The 24,515-nt window shown below is 70.6% G+C and carries 23 protein-coding genes and 1 pseudogene; 16 read left to right on the top strand and 8 right to left on the bottom strand.

Annotation, left to right across the window (positions count from 1 at the left end; translation table 11 throughout):
* Positions 1-37 precede the first annotated feature (37 nt).
* Positions 38-1,279, bottom strand: a complete 1,242-nt coding sequence (locus tag OG819_RS55665; RefSeq protein ID WP_266657943.1) for a transposase — start codon at positions 1,277-1,279, stop codon at positions 38-40.
* A gap of 399 nt (positions 1,280-1,678) precedes the next feature.
* On the opposite strand from OG819_RS55665, the gene OG819_RS55670 reads away from it, so the two are divergent.
* The 6 genes from OG819_RS55670 to OG819_RS55695 are packed head-to-tail and all read left to right on the top strand — an operon-like array spanning position 1,679 to position 8,623.
* On the top strand, positions 1,679-2,863 hold the full coding sequence (locus tag OG819_RS55670; protein ID WP_266657798.1) for a cytochrome P450: 1,185 nt from the start codon (positions 1,679-1,681) through the stop codon (positions 2,861-2,863).
* A 31-nt stretch (positions 2,864-2,894) separates the two neighbouring features.
* Positions 2,895-4,259 carry a hypothetical protein gene (locus OG819_RS55675; RefSeq protein WP_266657800.1) on the top strand — a complete coding sequence of 455 codons (1,365 nt, stop codon included), beginning with the start codon at positions 2,895-2,897 and terminating at the stop codon, positions 4,257-4,259.
* A 16-nt stretch (positions 4,260-4,275) separates the two neighbouring features.
* On the top strand, positions 4,276-5,253 hold the full coding sequence (locus tag OG819_RS55680) for an aspartyl/asparaginyl beta-hydroxylase domain-containing protein (protein WP_266657802.1): 978 nt from the start codon (positions 4,276-4,278) through the stop codon (positions 5,251-5,253).
* 24 nt (positions 5,254-5,277) lie between these two features.
* Positions 5,278-6,420: a glycine amidinotransferase gene (locus tag OG819_RS55685; RefSeq protein ID WP_266657804.1), complete on the top strand. Its 1,143-nt coding sequence runs from the start codon at positions 5,278-5,280 to the stop codon at positions 6,418-6,420.
* On the top strand, positions 6,417-7,664 hold the full coding sequence (locus OG819_RS55690; RefSeq protein WP_266657806.1) for an ATP-grasp domain-containing protein: 1,248 nt from the start codon (positions 6,417-6,419) through the stop codon (positions 7,662-7,664). The genes OG819_RS55685 and OG819_RS55690 overlap by 4 nt, the downstream gene beginning before the upstream one ends.
* Positions 7,661-8,623 (top strand): hypothetical protein, encoded by a 963-nt coding sequence (locus OG819_RS55695; RefSeq protein WP_266657808.1) that lies wholly within the window; start codon positions 7,661-7,663, stop codon positions 8,621-8,623. Before OG819_RS55690 ends, OG819_RS55695 begins: the two co-directional genes overlap by 4 nt.
* 257 nt (positions 8,624-8,880) lie before the next feature.
* On the opposite strand, the gene OG819_RS55700 is transcribed toward OG819_RS55695, so the two are convergent.
* Together OG819_RS55700 and OG819_RS55705 are read right to left on the bottom strand one after the other, a co-directional pair.
* A complete protein-coding gene (locus tag OG819_RS55700; protein WP_266657810.1) occupies positions 8,881-9,201 on the bottom strand; it encodes a hypothetical protein in 321 nt (106 codons plus the stop codon).
* 34 nt (positions 9,202-9,235) lie between these two features.
* Positions 9,236-10,219, bottom strand: coding sequence for an aminoglycoside phosphotransferase family protein (locus OG819_RS55705; protein ID WP_266657812.1), 984 nt, complete (start codon positions 10,217-10,219; stop codon positions 9,236-9,238).
* Positions 10,220-10,423: 204 nt separating this feature from the next.
* On the opposite strand from OG819_RS55705, the gene OG819_RS55710 reads away from it, so the two are divergent.
* From OG819_RS55710 to lexA, 4 genes are all read left to right on the top strand, one after another.
* The gene (locus OG819_RS55710) at positions 10,424-12,325 is read left to right on the top strand and encodes a hypothetical protein (RefSeq protein ID WP_266657814.1); all 1,902 of its coding nucleotides are present in this window, start codon (positions 10,424-10,426) and stop codon (positions 12,323-12,325) included.
* A gap of 17 nt (positions 12,326-12,342) precedes the next feature.
* Positions 12,343-12,816 (top strand): NUDIX domain-containing protein, encoded by a 474-nt coding sequence (locus tag OG819_RS55715; RefSeq protein ID WP_266657816.1) that lies wholly within the window; start codon positions 12,343-12,345, stop codon positions 12,814-12,816.
* Between the two features lie 273 nt (positions 12,817-13,089).
* Positions 13,090-13,536 carry a hypothetical protein gene (locus OG819_RS55720; protein WP_266657818.1) on the top strand — a complete coding sequence of 149 codons (447 nt, stop codon included), beginning with the start codon at positions 13,090-13,092 and terminating at the stop codon, positions 13,534-13,536.
* Positions 13,537-13,751: 215 nt separating this feature from the next.
* The gene (gene lexA, locus OG819_RS55725; protein ID WP_266657820.1) at positions 13,752-14,423 is read left to right on the top strand and encodes a transcriptional repressor LexA; all 672 of its coding nucleotides are present in this window, start codon (positions 13,752-13,754) and stop codon (positions 14,421-14,423) included.
* 152 nt (positions 14,424-14,575) lie between these two features.
* Here the strand turns inward: lexA and OG819_RS55730 are convergent, their stop codons facing one another.
* Positions 14,576-14,818 (bottom strand): DUF6207 family protein, encoded by a 243-nt coding sequence (locus OG819_RS55730; RefSeq protein ID WP_266657822.1) that lies wholly within the window; start codon positions 14,816-14,818, stop codon positions 14,576-14,578.
* A 98-nt stretch (positions 14,819-14,916) separates the two neighbouring features.
* Here OG819_RS55730 and OG819_RS55735 point away from each other — a divergent pair, with 98 nt between their 5' ends.
* A complete protein-coding gene (locus OG819_RS55735) occupies positions 14,917-15,276 on the top strand; it encodes a hypothetical protein (RefSeq protein ID WP_266657824.1) in 360 nt (119 codons plus the stop codon).
* A 48-nt stretch (positions 15,277-15,324) separates the two neighbouring features.
* Here OG819_RS55735 and OG819_RS55740 read toward each other — a convergent pair whose 3' ends face one another.
* The gene (locus OG819_RS55740) at positions 15,325-16,521 is read right to left on the bottom strand and encodes a hypothetical protein (protein ID WP_266657826.1); all 1,197 of its coding nucleotides are present in this window, start codon (positions 16,519-16,521) and stop codon (positions 15,325-15,327) included.
* Between OG819_RS55740 and OG819_RS55745 the strand changes: the two genes are divergently transcribed.
* Positions 16,507-16,713, top strand: coding sequence for a hypothetical protein (locus OG819_RS55745; RefSeq protein ID WP_266657828.1), 207 nt, complete (start codon positions 16,507-16,509; stop codon positions 16,711-16,713). The two genes, OG819_RS55740 and OG819_RS55745, sit on opposite strands and share 15 nt — an antisense overlap.
* A gap of 254 nt (positions 16,714-16,967) precedes the next feature.
* Positions 16,968-17,924 (top strand): IS5 family transposase, encoded by a 957-nt coding sequence (locus OG819_RS55750; RefSeq protein ID WP_266647766.1) that lies wholly within the window; start codon positions 16,968-16,970, stop codon positions 17,922-17,924.
* On the opposite strand, the gene OG819_RS55755 is transcribed toward OG819_RS55750, so the two are convergent.
* From OG819_RS55755 to OG819_RS55765, 3 genes and pseudogenes are all read right to left on the bottom strand, one after another.
* A complete protein-coding gene (locus OG819_RS55755) occupies positions 17,842-18,408 on the bottom strand; it encodes a hypothetical protein (RefSeq protein ID WP_266647764.1) in 567 nt (188 codons plus the stop codon). The two genes, OG819_RS55750 and OG819_RS55755, sit on opposite strands and share 83 nt — an antisense overlap.
* Positions 18,409-18,526: 118 nt before the next feature.
* Positions 18,527-19,588: pseudogene (locus OG819_RS55760) on the bottom strand (NAD-binding protein); the annotation flags it as partial.
* Positions 19,589-19,700: 112 nt separating this feature from the next.
* Positions 19,701-20,132 carry a (2Fe-2S) ferredoxin domain-containing protein gene (locus OG819_RS55765; RefSeq protein ID WP_266656360.1) on the bottom strand — a complete coding sequence of 144 codons (432 nt, stop codon included), beginning with the start codon at positions 20,130-20,132 and terminating at the stop codon, positions 19,701-19,703.
* Between the two features lie 536 nt (positions 20,133-20,668).
* Between OG819_RS55765 and OG819_RS55770 the strand changes: the two genes are divergently transcribed.
* The 3 genes from OG819_RS55770 to OG819_RS55780 are packed head-to-tail and all read left to right on the top strand — an operon-like array spanning position 20,669 to position 22,996.
* A complete protein-coding gene (locus OG819_RS55770) occupies positions 20,669-20,812 on the top strand; it encodes a hypothetical protein (RefSeq protein ID WP_266656362.1) in 144 nt (47 codons plus the stop codon).
* Positions 20,799-20,996, top strand: coding sequence for a hypothetical protein (locus OG819_RS55775; RefSeq protein ID WP_266656364.1), 198 nt, complete (start codon positions 20,799-20,801; stop codon positions 20,994-20,996). The genes OG819_RS55770 and OG819_RS55775 overlap by 14 nt, the downstream gene beginning before the upstream one ends.
* A 2-nt stretch (positions 20,997-20,998) precedes the next feature.
* The gene (locus tag OG819_RS55780; protein ID WP_266657830.1) at positions 20,999-22,996 is read left to right on the top strand and encodes a hypothetical protein; all 1,998 of its coding nucleotides are present in this window, start codon (positions 20,999-21,001) and stop codon (positions 22,994-22,996) included.
* Positions 22,997-24,515 lie beyond the last annotated feature (1,519 nt).

Genomic DNA, 24,515 nt, shown 5'->3' on the forward strand with positions numbered 1-24,515 from the left:
CTTGACTTCCTCCTCGGACCGAAGCCCGAGGATTCCTCTATGAGAGGTTTCGGCCGGTCGCCCGGCTTACGGGTTCCTGCTTCGCAGACCGGCTGGTGCCGAGGTCTCCGCAGGCTGACAGGGCCTGCCCGGCCCCGAGGATGTTGAGCGCGGCGTTGACGTCAGCGTGCGCGGTGTGCTCGCAGGCGGTACACACGAACTCCGCTTGGCTCTTACGGGAGTTGGCGTCCACCACCCGGCACCGGTTGCACGTCTGCGACGTGTACGCGGGATTGACCTTTACCACTCGCGTGCCCGTGGACCGGGCCGCGCTGGTGAGGGCCAGTTCTAGCTTGTGCCATCCCTTGTCGAGGATGGCTCGGTTCAGGCCCCGTTTCTGGGCCACGCGCCGGCCTGGCTCGGCGATCGTGCCGGACGCCGACTTCGACATGGTGCGCGTCTTGAGATCTTCCAGGACTACCAGCGCGTTGCGGGACGTGATGCGGTTCGCCAGGTAGGCGCAGAAGTCCGCGCGACGGTCGGTGACTCGCCCCGTGATCCGGTTCATCGCCGCGATCGTCTTGCGTCGGTTCGCACTACCCTTCTTCTGGCGCGCGAGCCGCTGCTGAAGCCTGAGATAGCGGGTCTTCTCGCCTCCGGTGACAAACGGCCGGTCATGGAAGTCGCCAGCGCTTGTCGTCGCCGCGACCCTCACGCCGCGGTCTATCCCGACCGCAGTGTCCGGCATCGCGTGCACGGCGGGTGCGTCCTGCTCATCGTCCACGAGAAACGATACGAACCAGCGCGCGCCCTTCCGGCTGACTGTTGCCGACCGCACGACCCCGCCGAGCTGACGAGACCAGCGGAAGCGAACCCATCCCAGTTTCGGCAGCTTGACGCGCCCCCATTTACGGCTGAGGCGTTCAACTTGGATTTGCTTGGCATCAGGGAACCGGAACGAGGGCGACCAGTGCGCTTTCGAACGCCAGCGGACCTTGAACGTGCCGTGCCTTCGGCAGGCTCCGTCCAAGTCCCTCAAGGCCTGCTGCAAGATATGCGACGGCGCAGCCTTCAACCAGTCGTGTTCGCGTTTGGCCTCGGCTAACTCTGCGCATTGCGGTGCGAAGTTCATCCATCCGCCGCGACGCCTGTACTGACGCCGCTGATCAAGACCGGTGTTCCACACTGCCCGGCAGACGTTCCCGAACTCCTCGCACAAAGCGGCCTGATCAACAGTGAGCGAAAGCCGGTACCTGCGGCCAGACAGCACGGGAACACCCCCCTCAACGAAATTCACCATAGTGCGGGCCACTGACACCACAGCGCACTCCGCCGCTACGCGACTCCGGCCCGCTGATGTGCTGGCCGGGCCAGCACCCAAGGGCTCCGGCCAAATGGCCTTCCGCCCTTTCACGCTATCCCAGGCGCCGCTGTCCTGGCAGGCCGGAAACGAGCATTGCGGCAAGCCGCAATCCGGGTCCTGAACAGGCGCAATGACCTTCCGGAGGGGTGCAGGCGAGGCTGAGTGCATCCCCGGCCGGTTCGGGCCGGGAGACCTCCGGATGAGAGGAGGGGCCGTCATGGGCTACGACCACTGATCGCCTCGCACTTCCCGAGGCCCGTTGTCCGCATCCCGGCCGCCGGCATCGCCGGCGGCCGGGACCGCATCACCCCTCTGCTGTGAAGGAGACCTCCCGCGATGGCCACACGGCCGATGACATCCCCGGTGGGCTACGACCCGCTGGATGAGGCGACGCTCGCCGACCCGTACCCGCAGCTCGCCGCCTTGCGCGAGCAGACGCCGGTGGCCTGGCACGAGGGAATGGAGTGCTGGCTGATCACCCGGTACGAGGACTGCGTGCGCGTGCTGCGCGAGCATGAGACGTTCGCGCGGGATCCGCGCCGGCTCGGCATCGCCGTAGCAGAGGCGCACCTGAGCGTGCAGGTCCTCGACCCGCCCCAGCAGGCGGGCGTGCGCAGTCTGTTCATGACCGCGCTGCACGCCCAGGACCTGGACGCCCTCCAGGACCGTCTCCGGCAGATGATCGGCGAGCGGCTTGACCAGGTCGCTGCCCTGCCGGTGGTGGAGGCGATGCGCGAGCTCGCGCAGCCCGTCGCCCTGGTCGCCATCGCCGACCTGCTCGGCGTCACGCCCCCGCCGTTGGAAGAGTGGGCGGAGATCTCCGACACGATCATGCGGAGCATGGACGCCGGTCTGAACCCCGAGCTGATCGAGCCCGGCCGCCGCGCCCGCGCACAGCTGAGCGACCTGGTGGACTCCTGGTTCACCACCACCGGCCAACCCGCCGGGCTGCTCGGCCACGTCCGAGCCCGCACCGCGGGTGCCGGCCTGGAGCAGGCGGCCTACGTACGGCACACGGCCCGCGTGATGTTCCAGGGCGGCTACTCCACCCTCACTGCCGCGCTCGGCAACCTGCTGCACACCCTGGCCGACCATCCGGAGATCCTGCCCGCACTGCGCGAGCGCCCCGGCCTGGTGCACGGGGCCGTCGACGAGCTGGTCCGCTTCGACGGCCCCGTGCAGGGCACCACTCGCCTGGCCACCGCCGAGGTCACGATCGGCGGCATCGCGGTGCGTCGCGGCGAGAAGGTCACCGTGCTGTTCGCTGCGGGCAACCGCGACCCCGCCGTGTTCGCCCGGCCGGACCGGCTGGTGCTGGACCGTACGCCCAACCGGCACCTCGGCTACGGCTGGGGCGCCCACGCCTGCCTCGGCACGGTCATGGCGCAGCGCGTCCTGGCCGCGCTCGTCGACACCCTGCTCGACACCGTGATCCTGCCGCGCCCGGCCGGGTCGGCACCGCGCCGGCGCACGGCCACGATGCGGACCTTCGCCCGCCTGCCGCTCTCTCTTCAACCCTGACCCCTTCCAACTCCCCGATCTGGAGCATGCGTTGAGGATCATCGTCGCCAACCACATCGACCCGGCCATCCGCAACCGCACCGACCTGTGGGCGTGGACGCAGCGCGCGCTGTGGGGTGCCCGCAACGGCGACCTCGTCGTCCTGTGTGCCCCGCCCGACCCGCACTTCCTGCGCTACTCGACCGCCCTGACCGGCACCGACCCCCGCTGGCTGCACCTGGTGACAGTGCCGCCCGGCCAGTACGGCGGCCGCCTGCTCGACCCGCAGATGCTCACCCACCCCGACCTCCTCGACCGAGTGCGCTCCGTGCTCGCCGAGCACGGCGGCGTCCAGGCCGTGGAGGAGGTGTGGGCGCTGTGGCCGTCCGCGTCCGTCGCCCGCTTCGCCATGTCCCTCGGTCTGGGCGAGAAGCTGCCCGGTGCCGGTTTCCTCGCCCAGGGCGGCGGCGAACTCGTCAACAACAAGGCGACGTTCAGGATGCTCGCTGCTGCGGCCGGGGCGCCCGTCGCGGCGGGCACCGTCGTCCGCGACCCGGGCGAGGCCGCCGCCGCGACCGAGCAGCTGCTGAACAACGCCGGGGCGGTCGTGGTCAAGCAGGCCCACAACGGGGCCGGGGTGGGCAACGAGCTGCTCGTGGCCGACCCCTTGCTGGCCACCGGCCACGCCGGCGCCCGCCACCTGCACCAGCTGGGCGGCGGGGACCTGACCGAGGGCGTCACCGCGTACTGGTCCGAGCGCTGGGCGTGGGCCTCGGCCGGCGGCCGCTTCCCCGTCGTCCTCGAGGAGTTCATCCCCGACGCGCGGACCGTGTACTGCGAGCAGCACCTCACCGACACCGGTATCCAGCCGACCGAGATGGGCGAGCTGCGCTACACCGGCCGGCGCCTGAGCCACGAGAGCGTCCCCCTGCGCGACCTCACCCCGGCAGTGGAGAAGCAGTTGCTGGAGGGCTCCGCCCGCCTCGCCGCCGCCTACCGGGACGTCGGATACCGCGGCCGTCTCAGCACCGATGCCATCGTCACCCCCGACGGACAGGTGCTGTACACCGAGGTCAACGCCCAGGTCACCGGGTCCTGGCACATCTACGAGGTGTTCGCCCACCACATCGTGCACGCGAACGCCGCACCCGAGCGCACCGTCACCGAATCCCACGTCCCCGGCCACTGGACGGTCCCGGACGGCGTCACCTTCCACCGCACGCTGACCGAGCTCGGCCTCGGCTACGACCCCACCACCCGCACCGGCGTGATCGTGTCGATGCCCATCGTCGACCCGCCCTCCGGTGGCGCCGCCCAGTTCACCTTCTCCACCGTCTACGACACCCCGGCCCGCCACGACGCCATCTGGAACGCCCTGGAGACCCGCTTCGCCGCCGACTGCCGCGCGGCGGCCTGACGAAAGGCACATCCCGATGAGCACCACAACCTCCGCGCGGCCCGCACCGGCGGCCCGCCTCACCCCCGTCTTCGACCCGGCCCGACTCGCCCGCGAACTCGCCCAGGTCACCGAGCACGAGTGGGAGCGCCAGCGCACCCACTACGCCGCCGGCCGCATCGGCCCGGACACGCCGACCGACTGGCGCGTCCTGCCGCTGCGCAGCCCCGGCGGCGACCCGGACCGCACCGACCCCGGCGGCCCCGGCCCCGACGACTACGCCGCCACCGACTGGCTTCAGCACCTGCCCTACCTGCAAGAGATCCTCGACACCATCCCGGCCCCGCTGAACGCAGTACGGCTGCTCGCCCTCGGCCCGAGCGCCGCCTCCCAGCCGCACTGCGACCCCAAGTACGACCTGCGGCGGGGCATGGTGCGCCTGCACATCCCGATCGTCACCCACCCCGGCGCGGTCCTCGTCCTGGACGGCACCGAACACCGGTGGCAGCCCGGCACCCTCTGGTACGGCGACTTCTCCCGCGAGCACCTGGTACGCAACACCGGGCCCGCACGGCGCGTCCACGCGGTCATCGACGCCCTGTTCACCCGCGAGCTCGCCGCGCTCTTCCCCGAACCGTGGCAGGAGGAGCTCGCCGAAGCCGACGTGCTGGTCAACCGGCAGCCCGCCCCCGCACGACGCCCGCCCGCCACGCTGCCGCCCGTTCTGGCCCTGCCGTCCGGGTTCATGGACTTCGGCCACGACACCCCGCTGGAGGGCCGCACCACCACCGTCCGGATCGCCGAGCGCGGTGACGGGCTCGTCCTTCAGGCCGGGGAGCACCGTTTCGCCCTCGTGCACGTCGCCGACGGCGAGTACCGCTACGCCGGCTGGAGCGAGCAGCGCACCCTCCAGCTCGGCGACGACCACATCGTGCTGCACGCCCGGCACGGCCGCGCCCTGACCAGCCAGCACTTTCCCTTCCCCGCAGCCGCCAGCGGCAGCCCGGCCGCCTGACGAGACGGATCGAGGACGAAACCCATGCTGAACAGCTACGACGACTTCACCCCCCTCAGCGAGATCATCGTGGGGTCCGCGGAGAACTACGTGGGGCACGACCGGGACCTCACGTTCGAGTTGTTCTTCCACGAGGCCATCGGCGGCTACCGCTCCGACTGGGCCTATCCGCGCCTTGCCGCCAGCGGCAGCGGCGGGCAGGCCGAAACGTGGAAGATCGGCAAGCGGTACACCGAGGAACTCCACGAGGACGTCGAGACCTTCGCCGCCACGCTCGCCTCGCTCGGGATCACCGTGCACCGGCCGCTGCCACTGCCCGCAGACGCCTTACCGATCGCCGGGCTGGGCTGGCAGTCCACCCCGACCCCCGCCCTGAACGTGCGCGACAACACCCTCATCCTCGGCGACGAGATCATCGAAACAGCGCCCGCGATCCGCAGCCGCTACCTGGAAACCCGGCTGCTGACCCCCGTCTTCCGCCGCTACGCCGACGCCGGCGCCCGCTGGTCGACGATGCCCCGGCCCACCCTCACCGACGCCAGCTTCGACCTCTCCTACGCCCAGTCCACAGCCACCACCCTCGGGGGGCCGACCGAACCGGTCACCGACCCGCAGCCCAGCCCGTACGACGTCGGCATCGAGATGATGCTGGACGGCGCCCAGGTGCTGCGCCTGGGCCAGGACCTGATCGTCAACATCGCGCAGGACAACCACCGGCTCGGCGTCGACTGGCTTCAGCGGCACGTGGCCGGCCGCTTCCGCATCCACCGGGTGTGGCGCATGGCCGACAACCACATCGACTCCATGCTGCTGGCCCTCAAGCCCGGGGTGTTCCTCGCCCGGCACGCCGGACTGCGCGACCTGCTCCCCGCGCCCTTCCAAAACTGGAAGTTCATCGTGCCGCCCGAGCCGGAGCCCGGCCAGTTCCCCGTCTACACGGACTCCGAGCTGCTGCTGACCAGCCCGTACATCGACATCAACGTGCTGTCCCTGGACGAGCAGCGGGTGCTGGTCAACGCCGACTGCGCCGGGCTGATCAAGACCCTGGAAGGGGAGGGCTTCACCGTCATCCCGGTCCGCCACCGGCACCGCCGCCTGTTCGGCGGCGGATTCCACTGCTTCACCCTCTGCATGCGCCGTGCGGGCGGACGGGCGGACTACCGGTGAGCCTGCCGGTCCTGCTGCTGGAGGCGGCCGGCCCCGAGTCCGAGCAACTGGCCCGGACCGCGGCCGCCTCCGGCCACCGCGTGCACGCCGTCACCGACGCCGCCACTCTCACCACCTACTCCGGCGAGCTGCGCCGGCTCCTAGCGGGCTGTCTAGTCACCGACTTCACTCAGCCCGGGCAAGCCCTCGCGGACATCACGGGCTACGGGCGCCGGATCGGCGTGCAGGCCCTGCTCACCGTCAACGAGTACCTCACCGACCTGGCCGCCCGCGCGTGCGCCGCGCTCGGTCTGCCCGGCAACGATCCCGAACGCGCGCCCGCCGCACGCAACAAAGCGGTGATGGCGGCCGCGTTCGAAGCCGGCCACGTCACCGCGCCCCGCACCACGATCGTCTCGGACCTGGGTGAGCTGCGGGCCCTGGACGCGGCCGGGGCGGTCGCCTTCCCCTGCGTCGTCAAACCGGCCGACGGCGCCGGATCGGCCGGCGTCACCGTGGTCACCGGCCACGAAGGCCTCGAGCCGGCCTGGCACGCCGCCCGCGCGGCCAGAACGATTTACGGCATGCCGCGCGACGAGTGCACCCTGGTCCAAGAGCACGTGTGTGGCCGCGAGTTCAGCGTCGAGTCCATCACCCAGCACGGTGTCACCACCCACCTGTGCATCACCCGCAAGCACACCACTGGCGGAATCCACCGCGTCGAGCTGGGCCATGCGCTGCCCGCCCGCCTGCCCGCGGTCGCCGAGCGCGCCCTGCTCGACCAGGCCGACCGGGCGATCGCGGCGGTCGGCGTACGCAATGGCGCCACCCACACCGAACTCGTCCTCGGTCCCGACGGCCGGTGCACCGTCCTGGAGATCGGCGCCCGTCTCGGCGCCGGACACATCGGCGTCCTCATCCAGCACGCTCTCGGCATCGACCCGTGGCGCACCCTGTGGGACATCGCACTCGGCCATCCGGCCACCCTCGCCCCGGCATCCGGCGGGTACGCCACCGTCCGGTTCCTGACCACGCCGCATCCGGGCCGGCTGGTCTCCGTCACCGGCCTGCCGGAGGTGACTGCCACCATCCCAGCCGTACGCGTGCGCGCGGTTGAGGGTGCAGACGTGGGCCCGGTGACCTCCAACCGCGGCCGCCTTGGCCATGTCATCGTCACCGGCCACGATCCGCGCACCGTCGACACCCAGGCCGACCGCATCCTGCGCCAGATCACCATCACCGTCGCCCCGAGGAGCCAGAGTTGACCCTGCCCGCCGCCCCCGCAGTGATCACCGCAGCCTGCTTCCCCGTCCCAGGACTCCTCCTGCGGACCAACAACACGACCGCCCAACAGCTCATCCGAGACTGCGCGCAGCAGCAGTCCACAGTGGCGTCCCGCCTACACCACACCCTGATCACCGCCCTGCACCGGAGCCGTGACACCGCCGAGCGGGCCACAGCGTTCGAAGTGGCGTTCACAGCGGCAGAAGGCTGGCGGTACCGGGCCGCGGCGAGCAGCCGGCACCCCGAAGGCCGCTACAGCGCCCGCTGGGCAGAGCGCTTCCGGACCCCCATCACCGACGACAACCCCAATCTCTTCCGCATCGGAGAACCCGCCCGGTTCCGGGACGGCGCCGTCTGGGACCCGGACACGCGCACCTACCAAGGCGGAACCGAAACCCCGGCCAGCCGCACCATGCGCGACTTCGAGGCCCACGCCAACGCGCGCTTCGCGCAGACGTCCGAGGGCGATGTCGTGAGGAACCATGTCGCCCTGCCTGACGGCCGGATCGCCGAGGGCATGTGCCTGCTGCGCGGCCGAGCCGCCCATCAGGCCGCCGCCGAGATGGCCACCCGGATCGCCGCCCGGGGCGGAGACACCTCCCGCATCATCACGGACGGGCACCTGATCTACTGCGCCACCGGTCCGCAGGCCGACCGGCAGGCAATCCGCCACCAGGCCATGGGCTTGCTCGCCACCGAGCACCCAACGCCAGCAGCCGCGCTTGCAGCCTGGCTCCAGGCGGCCTATCTCCTCTACCAGGCGCCCCGCACAAAACGTGGGGCCGACGCAGCCACCCGTACCTTCCTCATCGCAGCGGGCGCCTCGGTACTGCCCTCCCCGCCCGTCCTCGTACACGACATCGACCTCCGCGCCTACGTGCGCACCCAGGACGCGTTCGTCGCCGAGCAACGGGCTGCACAGGAGGACGCCGACCGGTGACCCGAAACCTGTCCATTGGCATGAACTGCGCCCGGCACCCCGGGCCTGCGACGCTGCCTCCCAGGGGATCCACCGCGCCGCGCTGACCCTGCCGTACAACGTGAAGGCGGTCGCCCGGGGATGGGGCGACCGCCTTCACACGTGTTGTCGGGCAATTCCCGTCCGTACCGTTCGGGGAAGTGCACTTTGAGTGCGGAGCGCACCCAGAAGACTCCGCATCCAAGCGGGCCCCGGCCAGGTAGCGGGCTTCCGAACTGCTACCAGGGTGCGACGTCCGGGTCGTAATCGATCGCCGTGGCGACGTCGCTCAGCAGATCTGCCCGGGCAGCATCCTGGGCGCGGACCTCGTTCTCCCGCTCGATCAGATCCGCCTTCCGCTCGGCGCGGGCTACCTCAACGGCGTTGCCGAGTTCCTCCGCGGTCGCGCCAAGCCGAGTGGCGCTCCCGTACCAGGATGCGAAGCTGCTCTGCACGTCGGCGGGGCCGGACCAGCCGGGCTCGACGGTGCCATCAGCGGTCATACGTTCGTGGGCGAGAGCAGCAGCGCCGTAACTGCGTAGCGCATTCTCCTTCGTCACCGGCCGGTACCGCATGTGGTCGGTCTCCTCTCGCTCACGTCAACTGGGCCAGAACGGCGGCCATGGTGGCGTAGCTGTCGCGGACGCCCTCGCTGTTGTGGAGGCGGTGGCGTTCCAGGCGGATGGCGCCCAGGTGGCGGGCTTCGTAGACGAGCGCGCGCCAGGCGTCGGCCGCCGAGGTGGCGCGGGGGCCGTAGGTCTCCCAGAACGCGGTGCGCTCGTCGGCCTTCGCGCTGGCCATGCGGATCGTCCAGTCCGCGGCTGGGTCGCCCCACAGGGTGCGGTCCAGGTCGAGGATTCCGCTGATTACTGGTGTGGGAGCCGCCGCGAGCATTGTGTTGACGGTCCACAAGTCGCCGGTGAGCAGTCGTGGTTCGGTGACCTCGTCCAGGACGTTGCGATGTTCGGCGGCGAGATCGGCGACCTTGCTTACGTCCGCCGCGTCCAGGCCGAGGCTGCCCAGGTCGTCGGCGATGGCCTTGAGGGAGGCGATCACGGCCATACCCCAGGTGTGGTGTCCTGGGCCTGCGACCGGACCGAAGTGCGGGCCGCGGACGGTGTGAACACGCGCCGTGATCTCGCCGAGCTGGGCGAAGAAGCCCGGCCAGAGGTCGCGGGGGTAGTCGCCGAGGCGGTCGGGGGCGGGTGCACCGTCGAGATGGCTCTGCAGCATCCAGTCCCGCCCGGTGATCTCGTGCGACCAGTCCGCGAACAGCACGCGCGGGATGAGGTCCGCGACGGGGGCGAGGTAGGGGACCGTGGCGTACTCGTTGCGCATCAGCTCGTGCTCGGAGGTGAACTGGCCTGCCGGGGCGGGGGCGATGCGCAGAATGATGGGCCGCTCCAGGCCCTCAGTAGTGATCCGGTACGAGTTGTTGTACATGCCGCCCGCCAGCTCGACGGCCGACGTGACCCGGATACGGCTGCCGAGGGCCCGCCGTGCGATCGCTTCGATCTCAGCGGCGGTGACGGACTGCTGGAAGGCGTGGGAGTCGCGGGGGATGGGGCGGAAGTCCATGACGCTCTTTATATGTCATCGACTGTGACCGTGCCCGCCGCGGCGGACGGGGGGGCGCCGCCCCGGACGGGGCGCGCACGAGCAGCCCGCCGCGATGCGACAGTGGCAGCCTACCCATCCTCGAAAGCGGATGCCGCACAACTTCAAGCCAAACCGCTTCCAATGAAAAGCGCTTCCGCTTTTAGCGGGTGTACTGTGGGTGACATGACGTCACTTCCCTTCCGTGGCAATGATCGTGACCGCGCCGACTTCGGCACCCGGTACACGCTCGCGCAGCTCGCCCGCCGGGTGCGTATCTCCGAGAGCTACGCACGTACCCTGCTCGCCAAGGGCGACCGGCTGCCAAAGGCGGACGGCACCGACACCGACGGAAAACCGTGGTGGCGGCCGGACACCATAGACCGCTGGTGCCAGGACACCGGCCGGCCCCTGCCCGACGACGCCGCCCCGCTGTACCGGCGGCCCGCGGCCACCCGCCCGGCACCCGTCACCTTCGCCGATGACGTGCTGCTGCCCGGCAGCAGGCGCACCGGCGAGCAAATCCGCGTGCACGTGACCCTCTTCGAGACCGACCACGGGCCCATCGTGTGGGTCCAGCGCTACAGCGGCCTCGAGTACGACATCAGTAAAAACAGGGCGGCCCGCGCGGCCGCACAGCTACTGCCTCCCGCCCTGTGGCGCGACGCCGTCGTCCTGGTCCCGGACGCACTGCCGTTCCGCGGCCGGGACGAGCGGTGGGCCCCCGACGTCGACGCCTTCCGCCTGGACCCGCCCGAGGGCAGTCAGCCGGAGCAACTGCCCCGCTCGGTACCGAAGTTCATCAAACCCCGCGCCGAGGAACACGAGCGGCCGCCCGCCGACCCGGCGACCGTCCCCGTACGGGACGCCGGGATTCCCGACGTCGACGTCGTCGCCCGCGCTGTGGGCCACGACCTGCCGCTGTGGTGGCGCGGGACCTGCACGCCCGACGCGGTGCGCCGCGCACGCACCATGGGGGAGGGCACCGCCTTCACCGTGGCCGACAGCACCACCGCCTGGCCCGAGCACCGCGAGCGGATCCTCGCCGCGTACGAGAACAAGATGCACGCGCAGTTCCCGCACGCCTGGACAGTGCTCGCCGCGGACACCCTCAGCGCCTTCGAGGAGGCCCGCACCAAGATCGCCAATGCCACCGGGCGGGGCGAGGGCTGGTACGCACCGGCCCGCCCAGCGGCACCGGAGTGGCCGCTGGCGATCGAGACGGCCGTCCGGACTGCCGCTGCCCGCGAGCTCCACCTTGGGCACGCGGCCGCGGAACTCCACGAGGTGCGGGCGGCCGAAGCCGAACAGCCATGGGACTCTCCATACGGCGAGGCCCTGTGGGAAGCGGCCCGCTCCCTGGCCGGACACCTGGTGCACTACTCGCCCGAGGACGTCTTCACCACCGTCAACCGCGAGCTGATCAGCACGGCGGGCCCGGTCGCCCAGGACTACCGGGCTCAGCTGACCCCGCTCCCACCACAGACCGTGACGACACTGCGGGCGAAGCCCACACGACGACTGATGCGCCTGCTCACCAACGAGACGCACCTACCGACCCTCAAGCACTACCGCTTCCTCGAAAAAGAGCTCGAGGATCTCACCCAGCTCTACACCGACCCGGCCGGACGCTGGGTCGCCGAGTTCAAGCCCGGGCACAGCCACGTCGACGACACCGACCACCCGGACCTCGCCATCGAATGGCCGACCGGCAAACCGCCCGCCGGCTGGGGCGAGCACACCGTCATCGCCGGCGACAAATCCAGCGACGGCGTCTTCGCCCTGACCCCCACCCCGGACGGCGAGCTGCGGATCGACCCGCTGCCGTCCTCCGGCGGCGCCACCGAGTACACCTGGGGCTACCCCGGCACCGGACCCGGCCAGCTGTACGACGCGCTCACGGCCGCAACCCTCGACGGGTGGGAAGACACCTCCCAATGGCTCAACCGCCTTGTCGGCCAGCGCTCCCACAACAGCGGCCTGTGGAAGGCGATCCAGGCCACCAAGCAGCACGATCCCCTCCGCATTCCCTGGCCCAAGATCGTGCAATGGACCCGGGAGGACCAGGAAGCCGCAGCCGGACAGTAACGGCCACACTGGAGGGCATGACCACCTCCATCCCTCCGCTGCGGGAAGCCGCCCGCGCCATCGTCCTCGACGCCGCCGACCGCGTCATGCTGCTGCGCTACGACGAGGAGGGCGGCTTCTGGGCGACGCCCGGCGGCTCACTGGAGGACGGGGAGGACCACGCCACGGCAACGCTCCGCGAACTGCGCGAAGAACTCGGCATCGACGAGAAGGCGGTCGAACTGGGGGCGCAGCTCGCGGAGCGCAGCAAGGACCATGTCGTCGGCGGCTGTCTGGTCCGCCAGGTGGAGAAGTACTTCCTCACCCGCGTCTCGGCAGCCGACGTCGCCCCGGACCGGGCATCGCAGACCGACAACATCTGTGAAGCCCGCTGGTGGACCGTCAGCGACCTGCGGGCCGCCACGGAGACGGTGTATCCCGTACGTCTGGCAGACCTGGTCGAGGCCGTAGTAGAAGGGCGCACGCCAGCGCTGCCCGTCGTACTGGACTGATCCCCGCCACAGAGGGTGCTGGAGCCGGAGAAGTAGGCCGGAGCGCCCGGGGACCTCGCGGTTCCGGGGCTCCTCCGTACTGTCAGCGCATCGCCGAAGTGGGCCGTGGCCCTACAGGGTGCGAAGCGACCTCTCCGCGGCCCGGCGTTCCGGCTGGGCTATCAACGACGGCCGGGGAGTCAGGCCCCTCGCTGACCGCCCGGCGACATCGGCGTCACGATCGGCGCGGCGGGCGCCGTGGTGCGCCGGTGTCGTTCTAGCTACGGTCGCCGGATGACGTTCAACGATGAGTTCGCGGCCGACTTGCGGCAGAGCGTGGCACCAGCCGGTGTGATCACCAACGCGCTGCGGTGGGACATCCTGAATGACTGGGTCCGGTACCTGAATGACGATCAGCTCCCGGACAAGACGGCAGAGATGTCGTACCTGTGGGGCTTCATCAAGCGCGATTTCGGCGGCGATGCACTGCGGTGCCTGTGGAACAAGCACCAGAGTAGTTACGCCATGTTCGCCGAGGTTGTGTGGCTGCTGCACCGCGAGTTCAGCGAAGGCGCAGGTGCAGACCATCACCCCCTCTTCGCCGGTCTGCCGCCGATCCCCGCCGACGTCCTGTTCCGGAAGATCGCTAGTGCCTCCGCAGTGGCCTGGCGGGGGATGAGCGAAGAGCAGATGTTCGAGAGGCTGAGCAAGGCGCCGCAGGATTATGCCGCCATGGGGTAACGCCGCACCTCTGAACGCAGAAGGCACGCACCCAGGACAGGGTGTGTGCCTTCGTATCGATACGGCAGGCGGAGCGGCATCCGGCGCCGAGGGTGCCCATCGGCCCCACGTGCCGGATCTGGTGGAAGGCGACCTATATCGAAACAGTGTTCCATTCGTGGGGTGGGCCGGGTTAGGGTCACGTTCCGCAGGGATCTTGTACGGAGGTGTCCCGAATGGAGAGCAACGCGCCCGCCCGCCGGGGCCGGCCCCCGGGCCCCCGGACTGCTGAAGGGGAGCTGACCGACCGCCAGTCAGCCATCGTTCGCTACATCACTGAGGCTGTCGACCTGCAGGGCTACCCGCCGTCGATGCGGGAGATCGGCCAGGCCGTGCAGCTCGCCAGTACGTCCTCGGTGGCCCACCAGCTGATGGCGCTGGAGCGCAAGGGCGTCCTCTATCGTGACCCGCACACGCCGCGCGCCTACCGGGTGAGGCCTTCGTGGGCACCCGACCTGGGCGGCAGGAGCGAGGCGCCGGTCGACGTGCCGCTCGTCGGACGGATCGCCGCCGGCGCACCACTGCTCGCCGAGGAGATGGTCGAGGACGTCTACTCGATGCCCCGGCAGGTCGTGGGGGACGGCGACCTGTTCGCCTTGACCGTGGTCGGCGACTCCATGATCGACGCGGCGATCTGTGACGGTGACATCGTCACCGTGCGCAAGATGGACAGCGCCGACCACGGCGACATCGTCGCCGCGCTCCTGGACGACGAGGCCACCGTCAAGGTGCTGCGCCGGCAGGACGGTCAGGTGTGGCTGATGCCCCGCAACCCCGCCTATGAGCCGATCCCCGGCGACGACGCGCAGATCCTCGGCAAGGTCGTCGGCGTCCTGCGCCTTCTCTGAACAGCCCGGCCCGCACCTAACGCCGCCAGTCGGACGAAGTCGCCTTCTTCTGCGGTGGCTTCACCCGCAGACTGCGCGCGCCGGGGACGGGTGTGGCACCGTGGACGCAGGCGTGGTCCGTCACTCCCCCCGTGGTGGCGGACCATGCCTGTCTACGTGGCCGACGGCGCCGGCTTCGGAGACGAGGTCTCCTCGAGGGCCTGCCGCAGATCGGTGTACATCCGCAGCCGCACACCGGGCTGGCCGGCATCCCGGGTGGTGCGCTCGGCGGTCGAAGTCCCCCAGATTTGGGCGATCGCCGCCTGGAAGGCGAAGACGGTGGCATCGTCGCAGCCCGCCACGTCGACGACGAGCAGGCCGGGTTCGGACAGGTGCGCTTCTCGGATCGGATCCACGTCTGTCAGTACGTGTTCGTGGACGGCCGGGGTTCTGTTCAGGCTCGGGATTCACCCGACCGGGCGAGTTGTCAGTGGCGACGTCTACCGTCCCTTGCATGACCAATTCGCCGAACTCCTCCGAGAGTGCATGGGTGTTGGAGGCCACCATTCGGACAGCGTCGGCCGCCGATGCTCAATGGCAGGAGCAACTCGACAGGCTCCGGCCGATCGCCTTGTACGACCTGGAGACCCAGACGTGGCATGCCCGCCTGGGCGCGCTCGATGTGGCGGGCGTGCAGATGCTGCAGGTCCTTTTCGACGCCGCGCGCGTCCATGGCACCGAGGTGTGCCTCACGCCTGTGGCGGTCCCGGCGTACTGGGAGGGCCCCGCCTTCACTAGGGGGCCGGACGTGGCCGCTCTTCTGGAGGCGCAGGCCGATCGTGGCCGGCCGCTCGGTCAGCTGCCTCTGGCCTGAGGAGCCCGCGCCGGTATCGGACCGGCACGCTGGCCGACACGGATGGTGTCAGTTGCTCACCTTGAAGCGGCGGAACATGTCCGGGATGAACTGCCGCAGAAGGGCCTGGGCGGCGTCGAGACGCTTGAGTTCGTCGTGGCCGAAGCGGAACACCTCGTACCCCCTGAGCTTGAGATCCCGGTCAGCGGCGACCATGTCCGCGTACTTGCCTGTATCCGGAGTGCGACCGCGGTCGCGGGTGTAGTGCTGGGATCCGTCGACCTCCAGGACGACACGCTGTCCATGAGGAAGCAGCAGGAGGAAATCCATGCGGGAGCGCAGCAGCGCCTCGGGGCCGCGCTCCTGAACGGTCCTGTGGTCCCAGTGCAGCCACACTTCGGGCAGGAGAGCAGGATCCCCGGGGGAGGGCCCGAGAATCTGGTGGTAGGCGATGAAGAGGTTCTTCTGGCCTTCCGAGTTGTCCGGCAGGCTCTTGAGGAGTCGGTGGTAGAGGTCCCCTCTGGCCTCGGTGTCACTGCTGATCTCGCGGGTGTCCTGCCACCAGGTATGCAGATCACGCCAGCGCAGGCCCTCGATGGGGATCTCACGGTCGTAGACGAGGGTGTCGTCCGGCTTCCCTCCGACGATCTCGATGTCGTTGTCCACCGAGGACTGGAAGCGGATGTCCGGCTTGGTGAACGAGGCGAAGATGATGTTCTTCGGCCGCCGGTTGCCGGGCAGTCGCGTCGACACCACGGTGAACACGGGATAGCCGCCGTCGTTGCCGGTCATTCTCAACTCGACCCCAGCGGCCCGGAGATGACCGTTGATCGTGCTGACGGTTTTCTCCTGGAGGTGTTCATCAAGGAGGACGTCCGCTGATACCAGGCCCTCCAGGAAGCGGGCGAGCCTGGCGTGCCCGGCCTCGAACGCCCCGAGGTTGTCGAAGAGGTCTTCCGTAGACCAGTCCCCGGGATTGCGGAAGACGTGCCGTTCGATGCGGCCTCTCAGTGTCACCGGCGGCGTCCCGTTCAACAGCAGGCCCTCCAGCTCTGCGAAGGAGAGGCCTGAGTCCTCGGCTATCCAGAATCGTTCAAGTAGCCGCATGAAGCGGTCGTGGTGCTGAGCCAACTCCGAGAGATTGAGGGCGCGCGCCAGGTCACGGCGGGCCTTCTTGGGTATCTCGGGCGGTGTGTCTTCTTCCCACAGCAGGTCCTCGAGCTGGTAGCGGCGCGACGCACTCACATAGACGTGGCTCTGTTCCAAGATGCGTCGCGTGACCTGCGGCAGCTCACTGTCGGGTACCTGGCTGACGCTCAGCTCAATCCGGTCGTGCTTGCTCCCGGCATCATCTGGGACCGGCGGCATGCCCAGCTGTTTGAAGGCCGGGTTCAACTGGCGGTGCGTCAAACTGCCAAGGCCGGCGACGACCTCGCCGACCAGTGCGCGAAGCGCTGAACGATCCCTGCTCTCGGCCATTCGGCGATGGTCGCAGAAACCAAGAGGAACCGGCAGCGGCACCCGTATGCGGGCACCGAGACACATCACGAGCGTCTGGAGAACTTAGTGCGTTGTGGCAAACCGGATCTCGTTCGAAGCCTGCGGCGCGGGTGATCGTTCGGACAGAGTTGCCGGTGTGGTCGCGGGCATGAAGAAACGGGCCCCTTGGTAGTGACGTGGTTGTTGAGGCCGGTCACGAGCAAGGAGACCCGTTGTCCGACCAGTTGACCATCTCTGCTGTACCCGCGTCCACCGCGGTCACCCCGGAGTGCGACTGCTACGCGCACAGGTTCGGTTCGATCGCTCCGGGACGGCGGGCAGGCTGCTATCCCAGTGACATGACGGACGCGGAGTGGGCCGAGGTCCGCGCGGCGATGCCGGTACCGGCCTGGCTCCTCAAGCAGGGCGGGCGTCCGGAGGCGTATTGCCACCGCGAGATGCTCGACGCTGTGCGCTACCTGGTCGACAACGGCGTGAAGTGGATGGCCCTGCCGGTCGACTTCCCGTACTGGCGGGCGGTTTACGACTTCTTCCGCCGCTGGCGGGCCTGCGACTACGTGCGTGAGCTGCACGAACGCCTGCGCTGCGTGGCGAGGGAACGCGCAGGCCGCAACACCGAGCCCAGCGCGGGAATCATCGACAGTCAGTCGGTGGACGCCTCCGAGACCGTCGGCGAGGACAGCCGCGGATACGACGGCGGGAAGTCACGTGACGGGCGCAAGCGTCACATCCTGACCGATACCGAGGGCCTGCTCCTGGAGGTCACCGTGACCACGGCCGACGTGCACGACTCCAAGGCCGCCCCCGCGCTGCTGGAGACGTTCATGGACCAGCCGGGCCGGCTGCTGAAGTTGGTGTGGGTCGACAGCGCCTACCAGGGTCCGGCACTGGCGAAGGCGTTTGCCCGCCACGGAGTGCGGATCGAGGTCGTGCGCCGCTCCGACGGCAGGCGCGGATTTGTCGTACTGGCCCGCAGGTGGGTGGTGGAGCGCACGCTGAGCTGGCTCTCCCGCTCACGCCGCCTCAACCGCGACCACGAACGCCGCCCCGACCACCACACCCAGATGGTGTGGTGGGCCGCTGTGATCAGGCTGTCGAGGCGCCTGGCCGGGGACGCTCCGCGCTGGCCGGAGAGGCGCCCCGGCCGACTGCTGCGGGCGCGGGCATGAACCGTCCGTCCCCCGCCCGCACCAGCCAGCCCCGCTTCTCCAGCACATAGGCACGGTGACGGATCTTCTCCACCTCGTTCTTGATCTCCGCCTCCCGGCCCACCGCCCGCGTCAGCTCCACTCCGTTCACCGGCCCCGACGCAGCCACCACCGCGGCGAACACCTCCCGGTACAAGCCCCTGAGCGCTTCCTCGCCCATGCCCGACCGCCACACCGGCGGCCGCTCGCCCTGCCCCGCGCCGGGGCCGCTCGATCCCACACCGGCAGCCGTCTCACCGCCAGACGACACGGAAACCGGCGTATCAACGTCGCTCTCCTCGGCCAGCACCGACACGAGCTCCTCACGCCCCACCCGGGCCCGCTCGACCCGCTCCCGCGCGGCATCCACCTCCGCCTGAGCCTGCTCCAGAACCTCCGTCCAAGACTCCAGATCCCGCCTCGCCCGCGCCTCACGCTGTTCCATCAACCCCAGCACCGACGGCATCGCACCCTCCTCGATCCACAACAAGCCGTCCGCTGCCTGCCCCTATCCCTCCGCAATCATGCTCCGCACACGGAATAGTCCCTGCTCATCGAACAGGGACTCCCTTTGCCACAACGCACTGAAGAATCTGCCGCCCGATGGGCTGACCGATGGCGGGGTTGTTGATGGCGAAGAGATCGAGCAACGTCAGATAGGTCGCCTGCAGCGGGGGCTCCCCGGTGACGAGCATCGACGCGACCGCCAGCCCCACCACACACCCCACCAGTCCGGCGAACGACCAGCGCAGCCGCCGCGACAGCAGCGAGCCGAAGGGCACGACGCTGCGCCCGGCGGACGGCGCGGACGCGGCGTACGACACCGTCTCCAGGACGACGGTCCCGCGCCCGGTGGCCGCCGCCACGGCCCGCTCGTCGGGCAGCAGCCGAGGCCCCTGCGACCCGCTGCTCTCCGAACCGTCGGCCCCGGCGGGGTCGTTGGTGGTGGCGGACAGCAGCGCGAGCGTGCACAGCCCGGGATCGGCGACCTCACCGGGCCCCGGCGGCGGCCGCTCCACCGCCCGCAGCATCAACCCATCGGTCTGGACGACCTTGCTGGTCCCGGCGACGGCGGTCGCGGCGAGCGCGGGCGCGGCGGTGTCGGCATCGGACAACACGGTGGTGGAGGCATCGAACCCGATCCCCCCGCTCCCGCCGCCACCGTCTCCCTCACCATCGGCCACGGTCATGGCCAACGCCGAGGCCTGATCGAGGAGTTCCTCGATGTGCTGCCCGAGGCGCCGGTTGTAGAGCCGTATGACGAGCCGCAGCCGCGGATTGAGGCGGCGCGCGGTGAGCGCGGCCCGGATGTTGGTCTCGTCGTCGTCATGGACGAGTGCGAGGGCGGCGGCCCGTTCCACACCCGCCTCGGCGAGTACGGACTCGGTGAGTTCGGTGGCCTCCAACACCCGCTCGGAACCGGCGGGTTCGGCCGTCCGGTTGGGCGGACCCTCCCCGTTGCCCGCGGCCCGGTTCACCGCCGCGGACATCCGGTCGAACAGAGTCGAGGCCCGCGCCCGCCCGACCACCGGCGGCCGCACACTGCGCTGGGTGGGCGGCACGACGAGGGTCACCCGTTCGCCGTACACACCCCGCAGTTCGGCGGCCAGCCGGTGCGCCAGGGCGTCGTCACCGGCCACCACCATGTGCGCGGTCGTGTCGGTCGACGGGCTTTGATACGGAAGGGTCCCCACGAGGGAGAAGAGTGCCGCACGGGGAGGTGTGGTTCCAGAGGGCGGCCGGCAGACCGACGTCGCCTCAGCGACGCGTACGGGCCCGTGCCTCGCGCGGCGGCCGGACGAACTGCAACTCCAGCGCGACCGGAGGTTCGGCGACCCCCGGCCCTCCGGCGGACGCCCAACTCACCAGCTCCTCGGTGCAGTCGTCCCCCATCGCGAACCCGATCCAGATCGCCCGCGCACCCCGGCGCCGCGCGTCCCCCGAAGGCTGCACGACCACGACATTGGCCTGGTCGCAGGGTCCGAGACAGTCCACGGTCCGCACCACGAAGCGTCCCCCGGACGCCTCGGCCCCGGCCCGCAACCGCTCCAGCTGCCAGACGTGATCGTCGTCGGGATACTTCCGCGGATCGCCGCAGCAACACCCACGGCAGACGACCAGTGTGCAGGGCCGCGACGCGGCGGCACCGATCGCCACCGTACGAGACCTGCCGGCCGAGGCTCGGTTCAACGGGTCGGCTCTCCTTGTCGAACGTACGTCTACAGCCGCAGACGATAGTTGACGATCCCCGTCGCGATTGGTTCGAGATGGACGGCGGCGCAACGGCGAAGGCCGGCCCGGCCAGGTGTTACGTCCGTGAGCGGCCGGCCGGCACTCTCGATTCGGGAACGCGCACCCATACCGTCGATCACCGGCAGGTCCGTTGTCAGTGCCCGCGGTTATGGTCTCTCACGCGCGGTCGGCTTCCGGGGGTTCCAGCTCTGAAGGGAATGGTTGCATCCCCGGCCTGTCTGGGGGCGGCCCGGAGATTCGTCCGGGACCTAACCGACGGTCGGGCTTCGTCGATGGCCAGGAGACAACCTGCCAGCGCCGACCGCGCACCACCGAAGTAGCCCGTGAATTCGTGGCGCCGCCGCCTGACCACGGGCCCGTTGGGGCACTTCCTCGCGGCCAGAAGGGCAGGCTGCGCCCGGGACGGCAGTGCGACGGCGGTTCGGATGCTTGGGTCGCGGGGTGTGTTCTGCCTAGGCGAGGGGTGGTCGGTGATGAGCGAGACGGTCAGGAATGACGCCGAGGCGATGGCCCGGGTGGGGTCGGCCCTGGGTGAGCTGGGTGAGCGGTGGAAGGAGCTCGCGGACCGGCTCCAGGCGCGGACGCGGGAGCTGGGCTCGGGGGATGTTCATCGGTGATGGTGAGGAGGGCCGGCAGTTGAGGGAGAGTTTCCTGCCGGCTCAGCAGGGGCTGGTGGAGGCAATACAGGGTCTGGGGCCGCTGGGTGCGGGTTCGGCGGACGCGGCGCACGGCACGGCGGGTGTGTTCCAGCAGGTGGATGAGACGACCGGAAAGATCGCCGCCGATCTCAGTGACGGCTGAGCGTGGACACCATCGAGGTGCCGGGGGCGTTGGCCTGGCTGGCGAAGATCGTGGTGGGTAGTGAGTGGCCGAAGGTCAAGGAGGGGCTCCTGTGGGAGCTGGGGCAGCTGGACCAGGAGGCGGCCCGGCTGCTGGGTGAGATCCTTGAGGCGTTGCGGCGTGTGATTCCCGGTGCGGCTGCCAGTGCGACCGGTCCGGCCGGTGAGGCGATGACGGATCTGCTGGACCGGCTGTCGTCCGTGATACCGGATCTGGTGGAGACGGCGACCGCGTTGGGGGATTCGGCGAAGTCGACCGCGGCGGAGATCCAGTACGGCAAGTTGATGATCATCGGGGTGATGATCTGGCTGGCGGCGGAGCTGGCGGCGTTGCTGCCGTGGTCGTGGGTGCCGGGTGTTTCGGCGTTGATCGAGGCGGTGGAGGCCGCGGCGGCGGTGGTGGCCAGGACGCTGCTGGGCCGGATTTTGCGTTCGGTGGCCGCGCGTGCGTCGTTCTCGCGTGCGTTGCAGGCGGCGGGTGCGGCTTCCGCGAGCCGGATCGCGCAGTTGCTGGAGCGGCTGGGTGTGGACAAGGGTGTGGCGCGCTCGGCGGGTGAGCTGGGCGGCAGGATGGTCAACGGCGCGCTGGCGGGCACGGCTTTCAACGTGGGTCTGGACGTGGGGATCCAGGCGGGTCAGATGGCGGCGGGGGTGCGGCAGTCGTGGAACACGCAGGCCACGGCGTTCGGCGCGTTGACGGGTGTGGCCGGTGGCGTGCTGGGCGCGGGTCTGATCCATGGGGTGCAGTCCGCGGTGGGCAGGCTGGGGGAGAAGTTCGGGGCGCGCAGGGCTGACGCGGAGGGCCTCAAGGGCCCGGAGCGGGTCATTCGTGTGGCCGAGGTCCGGGCGGAGATGACGAGCTGGGTGACGCCGCCGGCGGTGACGCGGCCGGCGTGGAAGACGGAGAACTTCACGGAGTGGAAGAGTGCCGCGGGGCTGAGGTCGCTGCCCGCCAGGGCCGCGGTGGGCGGGGCGGCGGGGCTGGGTGCCACGGTCATCGGTAACGCGGCCTCGGGTTACAACGGTGGTCTGGGACTGGGTTTCATCTCGGGAGCGGTCGGTGTCATGGCCGAACGCCCCCACATCCACGTTCCCCACATCGACATCCCCCATGGTGAGGGCGGTGGCGGGTTTACGGACCAGGACTTCAAGACCGGCGACACGAAGGAGAAGCCGGAGGCGGCGGGAGCCGGGTCGACGGTCCCGGGAACGGGGGCGGGGTCGACGGGGTCGGCTGGAACAGGAACGGCGGGAACAGGAACGGCGGGAACGGGGCCGGCTGGAGCCGGGTCGACGGTTCCCGGGGCGACGGGATCGGGGTTGCCGGGAACGGGGTTGCCGGGGTCGGTGGTTCCGGCTGGCATGTCACGGTTCGTGTCTTCCGGCGGATCCGTGAATGCCGGTGTCTCCTCCCGCGCGGCCGGGCCGCCGCAGGCGCAGGCGCAGGTGGGGCCGGTGGCTGCGGGCGGGACGGGTCCGGTCGCCGCTCCCGGGACCGGGGCTGGGGCCGTGGCTGGGACCGGGGCTGGGGCCGTGGCTGGGGCCGGGGCTGGGGCCGGGGATGTCACGGTGTCCGGGCAGGCTCGGGCCGAATCGGGACCGCCGCGAGCCGGGACGTCCGCGACCGGGCCGGTCACGGCGGGTGGCGCGGCCGTGCCCGGTGGACTGCCCGGTTTCCACACTGAGCTGCGCAGCGGTCATCCCGGGACGGAGCCCGCCGCTCCCGGGGCGGAGCCCGCCGTTTCGACCCTCGCGCGGACCGAGGCACGCGCGATGCCCTCCGGTGGGGTCAGGGAGACCGAAGGCGTGGGCGGACGCGGGCCGGCAGCCCACGCGGAGCACACCGCGGCGTCGGCGGTGCCCGCGGCGGCCGGGAGGCCGGATCTCTTCCGGGCCGCCGGCCGGCCCCAGCCGGACGCGGTCGTCGCGGCGGCGGTACCGGGGGGCCCGGCAGTGGGATGACGGCACACGGCGGGACAGCGCCTGTCCCCGGCAGTGACTCACCCCTGGGTGCCGGGTCGGTGAGCGAGGGCGGCACGAGGGGTGCCGCAGGGCCCCCGCCCGGACCTGGTCCCGCGCACGGCGACGGCGTGGTCCCGGCCGGGGCGGTGGGTGCCGGCGGCCGGGCGGCGGGGCTCGCCACCGCGGCCACCGACGCCGGGGACGGCAGCACACGAGGGCCGGGAACACCTGGCCCGGACCGCGCTGCGCAGACCGACGCCGTCGGCGACAAGAGCGCCTCCGGCCCGGGCTCGCGACGAGCCGGCGAGACCACCAAGACGGCCTCGGCCGGCGGGACCACGGCGGGCCGGCCGCTGTCACCGACGGCCGTCACCTCCGTCACCGCCGTCACCTCCGGGGTTCCTGCCGCCGAGCATGTCCCGGACCGGTCCCCGGCAACGCGTGGCGGCCCCGGACGGGAAGACCCCGGCACACCGGCCCGGACCGACGACGCCGCGGCGTCCGGCGGCACACGTCCAAGCACACCACCCGCGGGTGCGGGGGCCCGCACCGGCGGGCACACCGCTCGTCCCTACCACGCGCCGGACGCCGAGCCGTCGGGAGCCGGGGAGAGCGCCGGACGGGATCCGCTGACGCGTCCGCCCGGCGGAAGCGGTGCCCGATCCGGTGATGACCCTTCCCCGCACGGCACTGCGGCCCAGGGCCGGGCACAGCGTTCGCGGCCCGGGCCTGCGGTGGGCGATCCGTCCGGTGGCCCGGTTCCCGCCGTACGGGACTTCAGGTCGCCGCCGCCGGCCGGCGCAGGGCGGGCCGCGTCCCCGGCCGGGCCCAGCGACCTGACCAAGGCGGACAAGACCACCCTGGCCTCAATCGACGCACGAGGGAAATTGTCCGATGAAAAGCTGGTCTGGGCCGCGCGACAGGTGAACATGGATCACCATGGTCTGCTGTCGCGCGGGGATGCGCCGGAGTCGGCGGCTGCCCACCGGCGTGACCTGCTGGATCATATGATCAAACTCGTCGCCCATGTCTACGCGACCAAGGGCGCGCAGGAGGCAATGCTCCGGTCCCGGGAGCTTGCCTCGACCTACGGAACGGCGCGTACGACGGGGTTCCTGCCGGGCGGAACGGACCGCCGCGCGAGCAACTACGGTGACGCCGGCCCGTCGCGCCCCGCCGGTTTCTTCCCCCCGGACCCGCAGCGCCCGGGCTCTGCCGCCCAGATCCGGCATCCCAGCCTGGGCGGACGGCCTTCCGGCAGCCGGGCCGCTGCTGGTCCCCAAGGGCTCCCGGCGGCAGGGGGGACCGGCAGACGTGCGCCCTCTCCCGCGCCGAACCCACAGCCGCCCGCTCGCCCCGCTTCGGCCCTGGGCAGCGCCCGTCCGGCGCAATGGGCGACCGACCACTCGTTGACTGTTCGAGATGCCGCTCCCCGAAAAGGAACGCCGGGGGACAACGCCGCCAGGCGGGCAGCACGCCGGCTTTCTGACCATTCGTTGGGAGGCTACCTGAGAGCTCC

Origin of the sequence: Streptomyces sp. NBC_01549 (assembly GCF_026339955.1) — a bacterium.
Lineage (GTDB): Bacteria > Actinomycetota > Actinomycetes > Streptomycetales > Streptomycetaceae > Streptomyces.

Excerpts from the sequence above, each read along its gene's own strand:
- OG819_RS55665 (WP_266657943.1), bottom strand. The coding sequence starts at position 1,279 with ATGGTGAATTTCGTTGAGGGGGGTGTTCCCGTGCTGTCTGGCCGCAGG.
- OG819_RS55670 (WP_266657798.1), top strand. The coding sequence starts at position 1,679 with ATGGCCACACGGCCGATGACATCCCCGGTGGGCTACGACCCGCTGGAT.
- OG819_RS55680 (WP_266657802.1), top strand. The coding sequence starts at position 4,276 with ATGAGCACCACAACCTCCGCGCGGCCCGCACCGGCGGCCCGCCTCACC.
- OG819_RS55685 (WP_266657804.1), top strand. The coding sequence starts at position 5,278 with ATGCTGAACAGCTACGACGACTTCACCCCCCTCAGCGAGATCATCGTG.
- OG819_RS55705 (WP_266657812.1), bottom strand. The coding sequence starts at position 10,219 with ATGGACTTCCGCCCCATCCCCCGCGACTCCCACGCCTTCCAGCAGTCC.
- OG819_RS55710 (WP_266657814.1), top strand. The coding sequence starts at position 10,424 with ATGACGTCACTTCCCTTCCGTGGCAATGATCGTGACCGCGCCGACTTC.
- OG819_RS55715 (WP_266657816.1), top strand. The coding sequence starts at position 12,343 with ATGACCACCTCCATCCCTCCGCTGCGGGAAGCCGCCCGCGCCATCGTC.
- OG819_RS55720 (WP_266657818.1), top strand. The coding sequence starts at position 13,090 with ATGACGTTCAACGATGAGTTCGCGGCCGACTTGCGGCAGAGCGTGGCA.
- lexA (WP_266657820.1), top strand. The coding sequence starts at position 13,752 with ATGGAGAGCAACGCGCCCGCCCGCCGGGGCCGGCCCCCGGGCCCCCGG.
- OG819_RS55735 (WP_266657824.1), top strand. The coding sequence starts at position 14,917 with ATGACCAATTCGCCGAACTCCTCCGAGAGTGCATGGGTGTTGGAGGCC.
- OG819_RS55755 (WP_266647764.1), bottom strand. The coding sequence starts at position 18,408 with ATGCCGTCGGTGCTGGGGTTGATGGAACAGCGTGAGGCGCGGGCGAGG.
- OG819_RS55770 (WP_266656362.1), top strand. The coding sequence starts at position 20,669 with ATGAGCGAGACGGTCAGGAATGACGCCGAGGCGATGGCCCGGGTGGGG.
- OG819_RS55775 (WP_266656364.1), top strand. The coding sequence starts at position 20,799 with ATGTTCATCGGTGATGGTGAGGAGGGCCGGCAGTTGAGGGAGAGTTTC.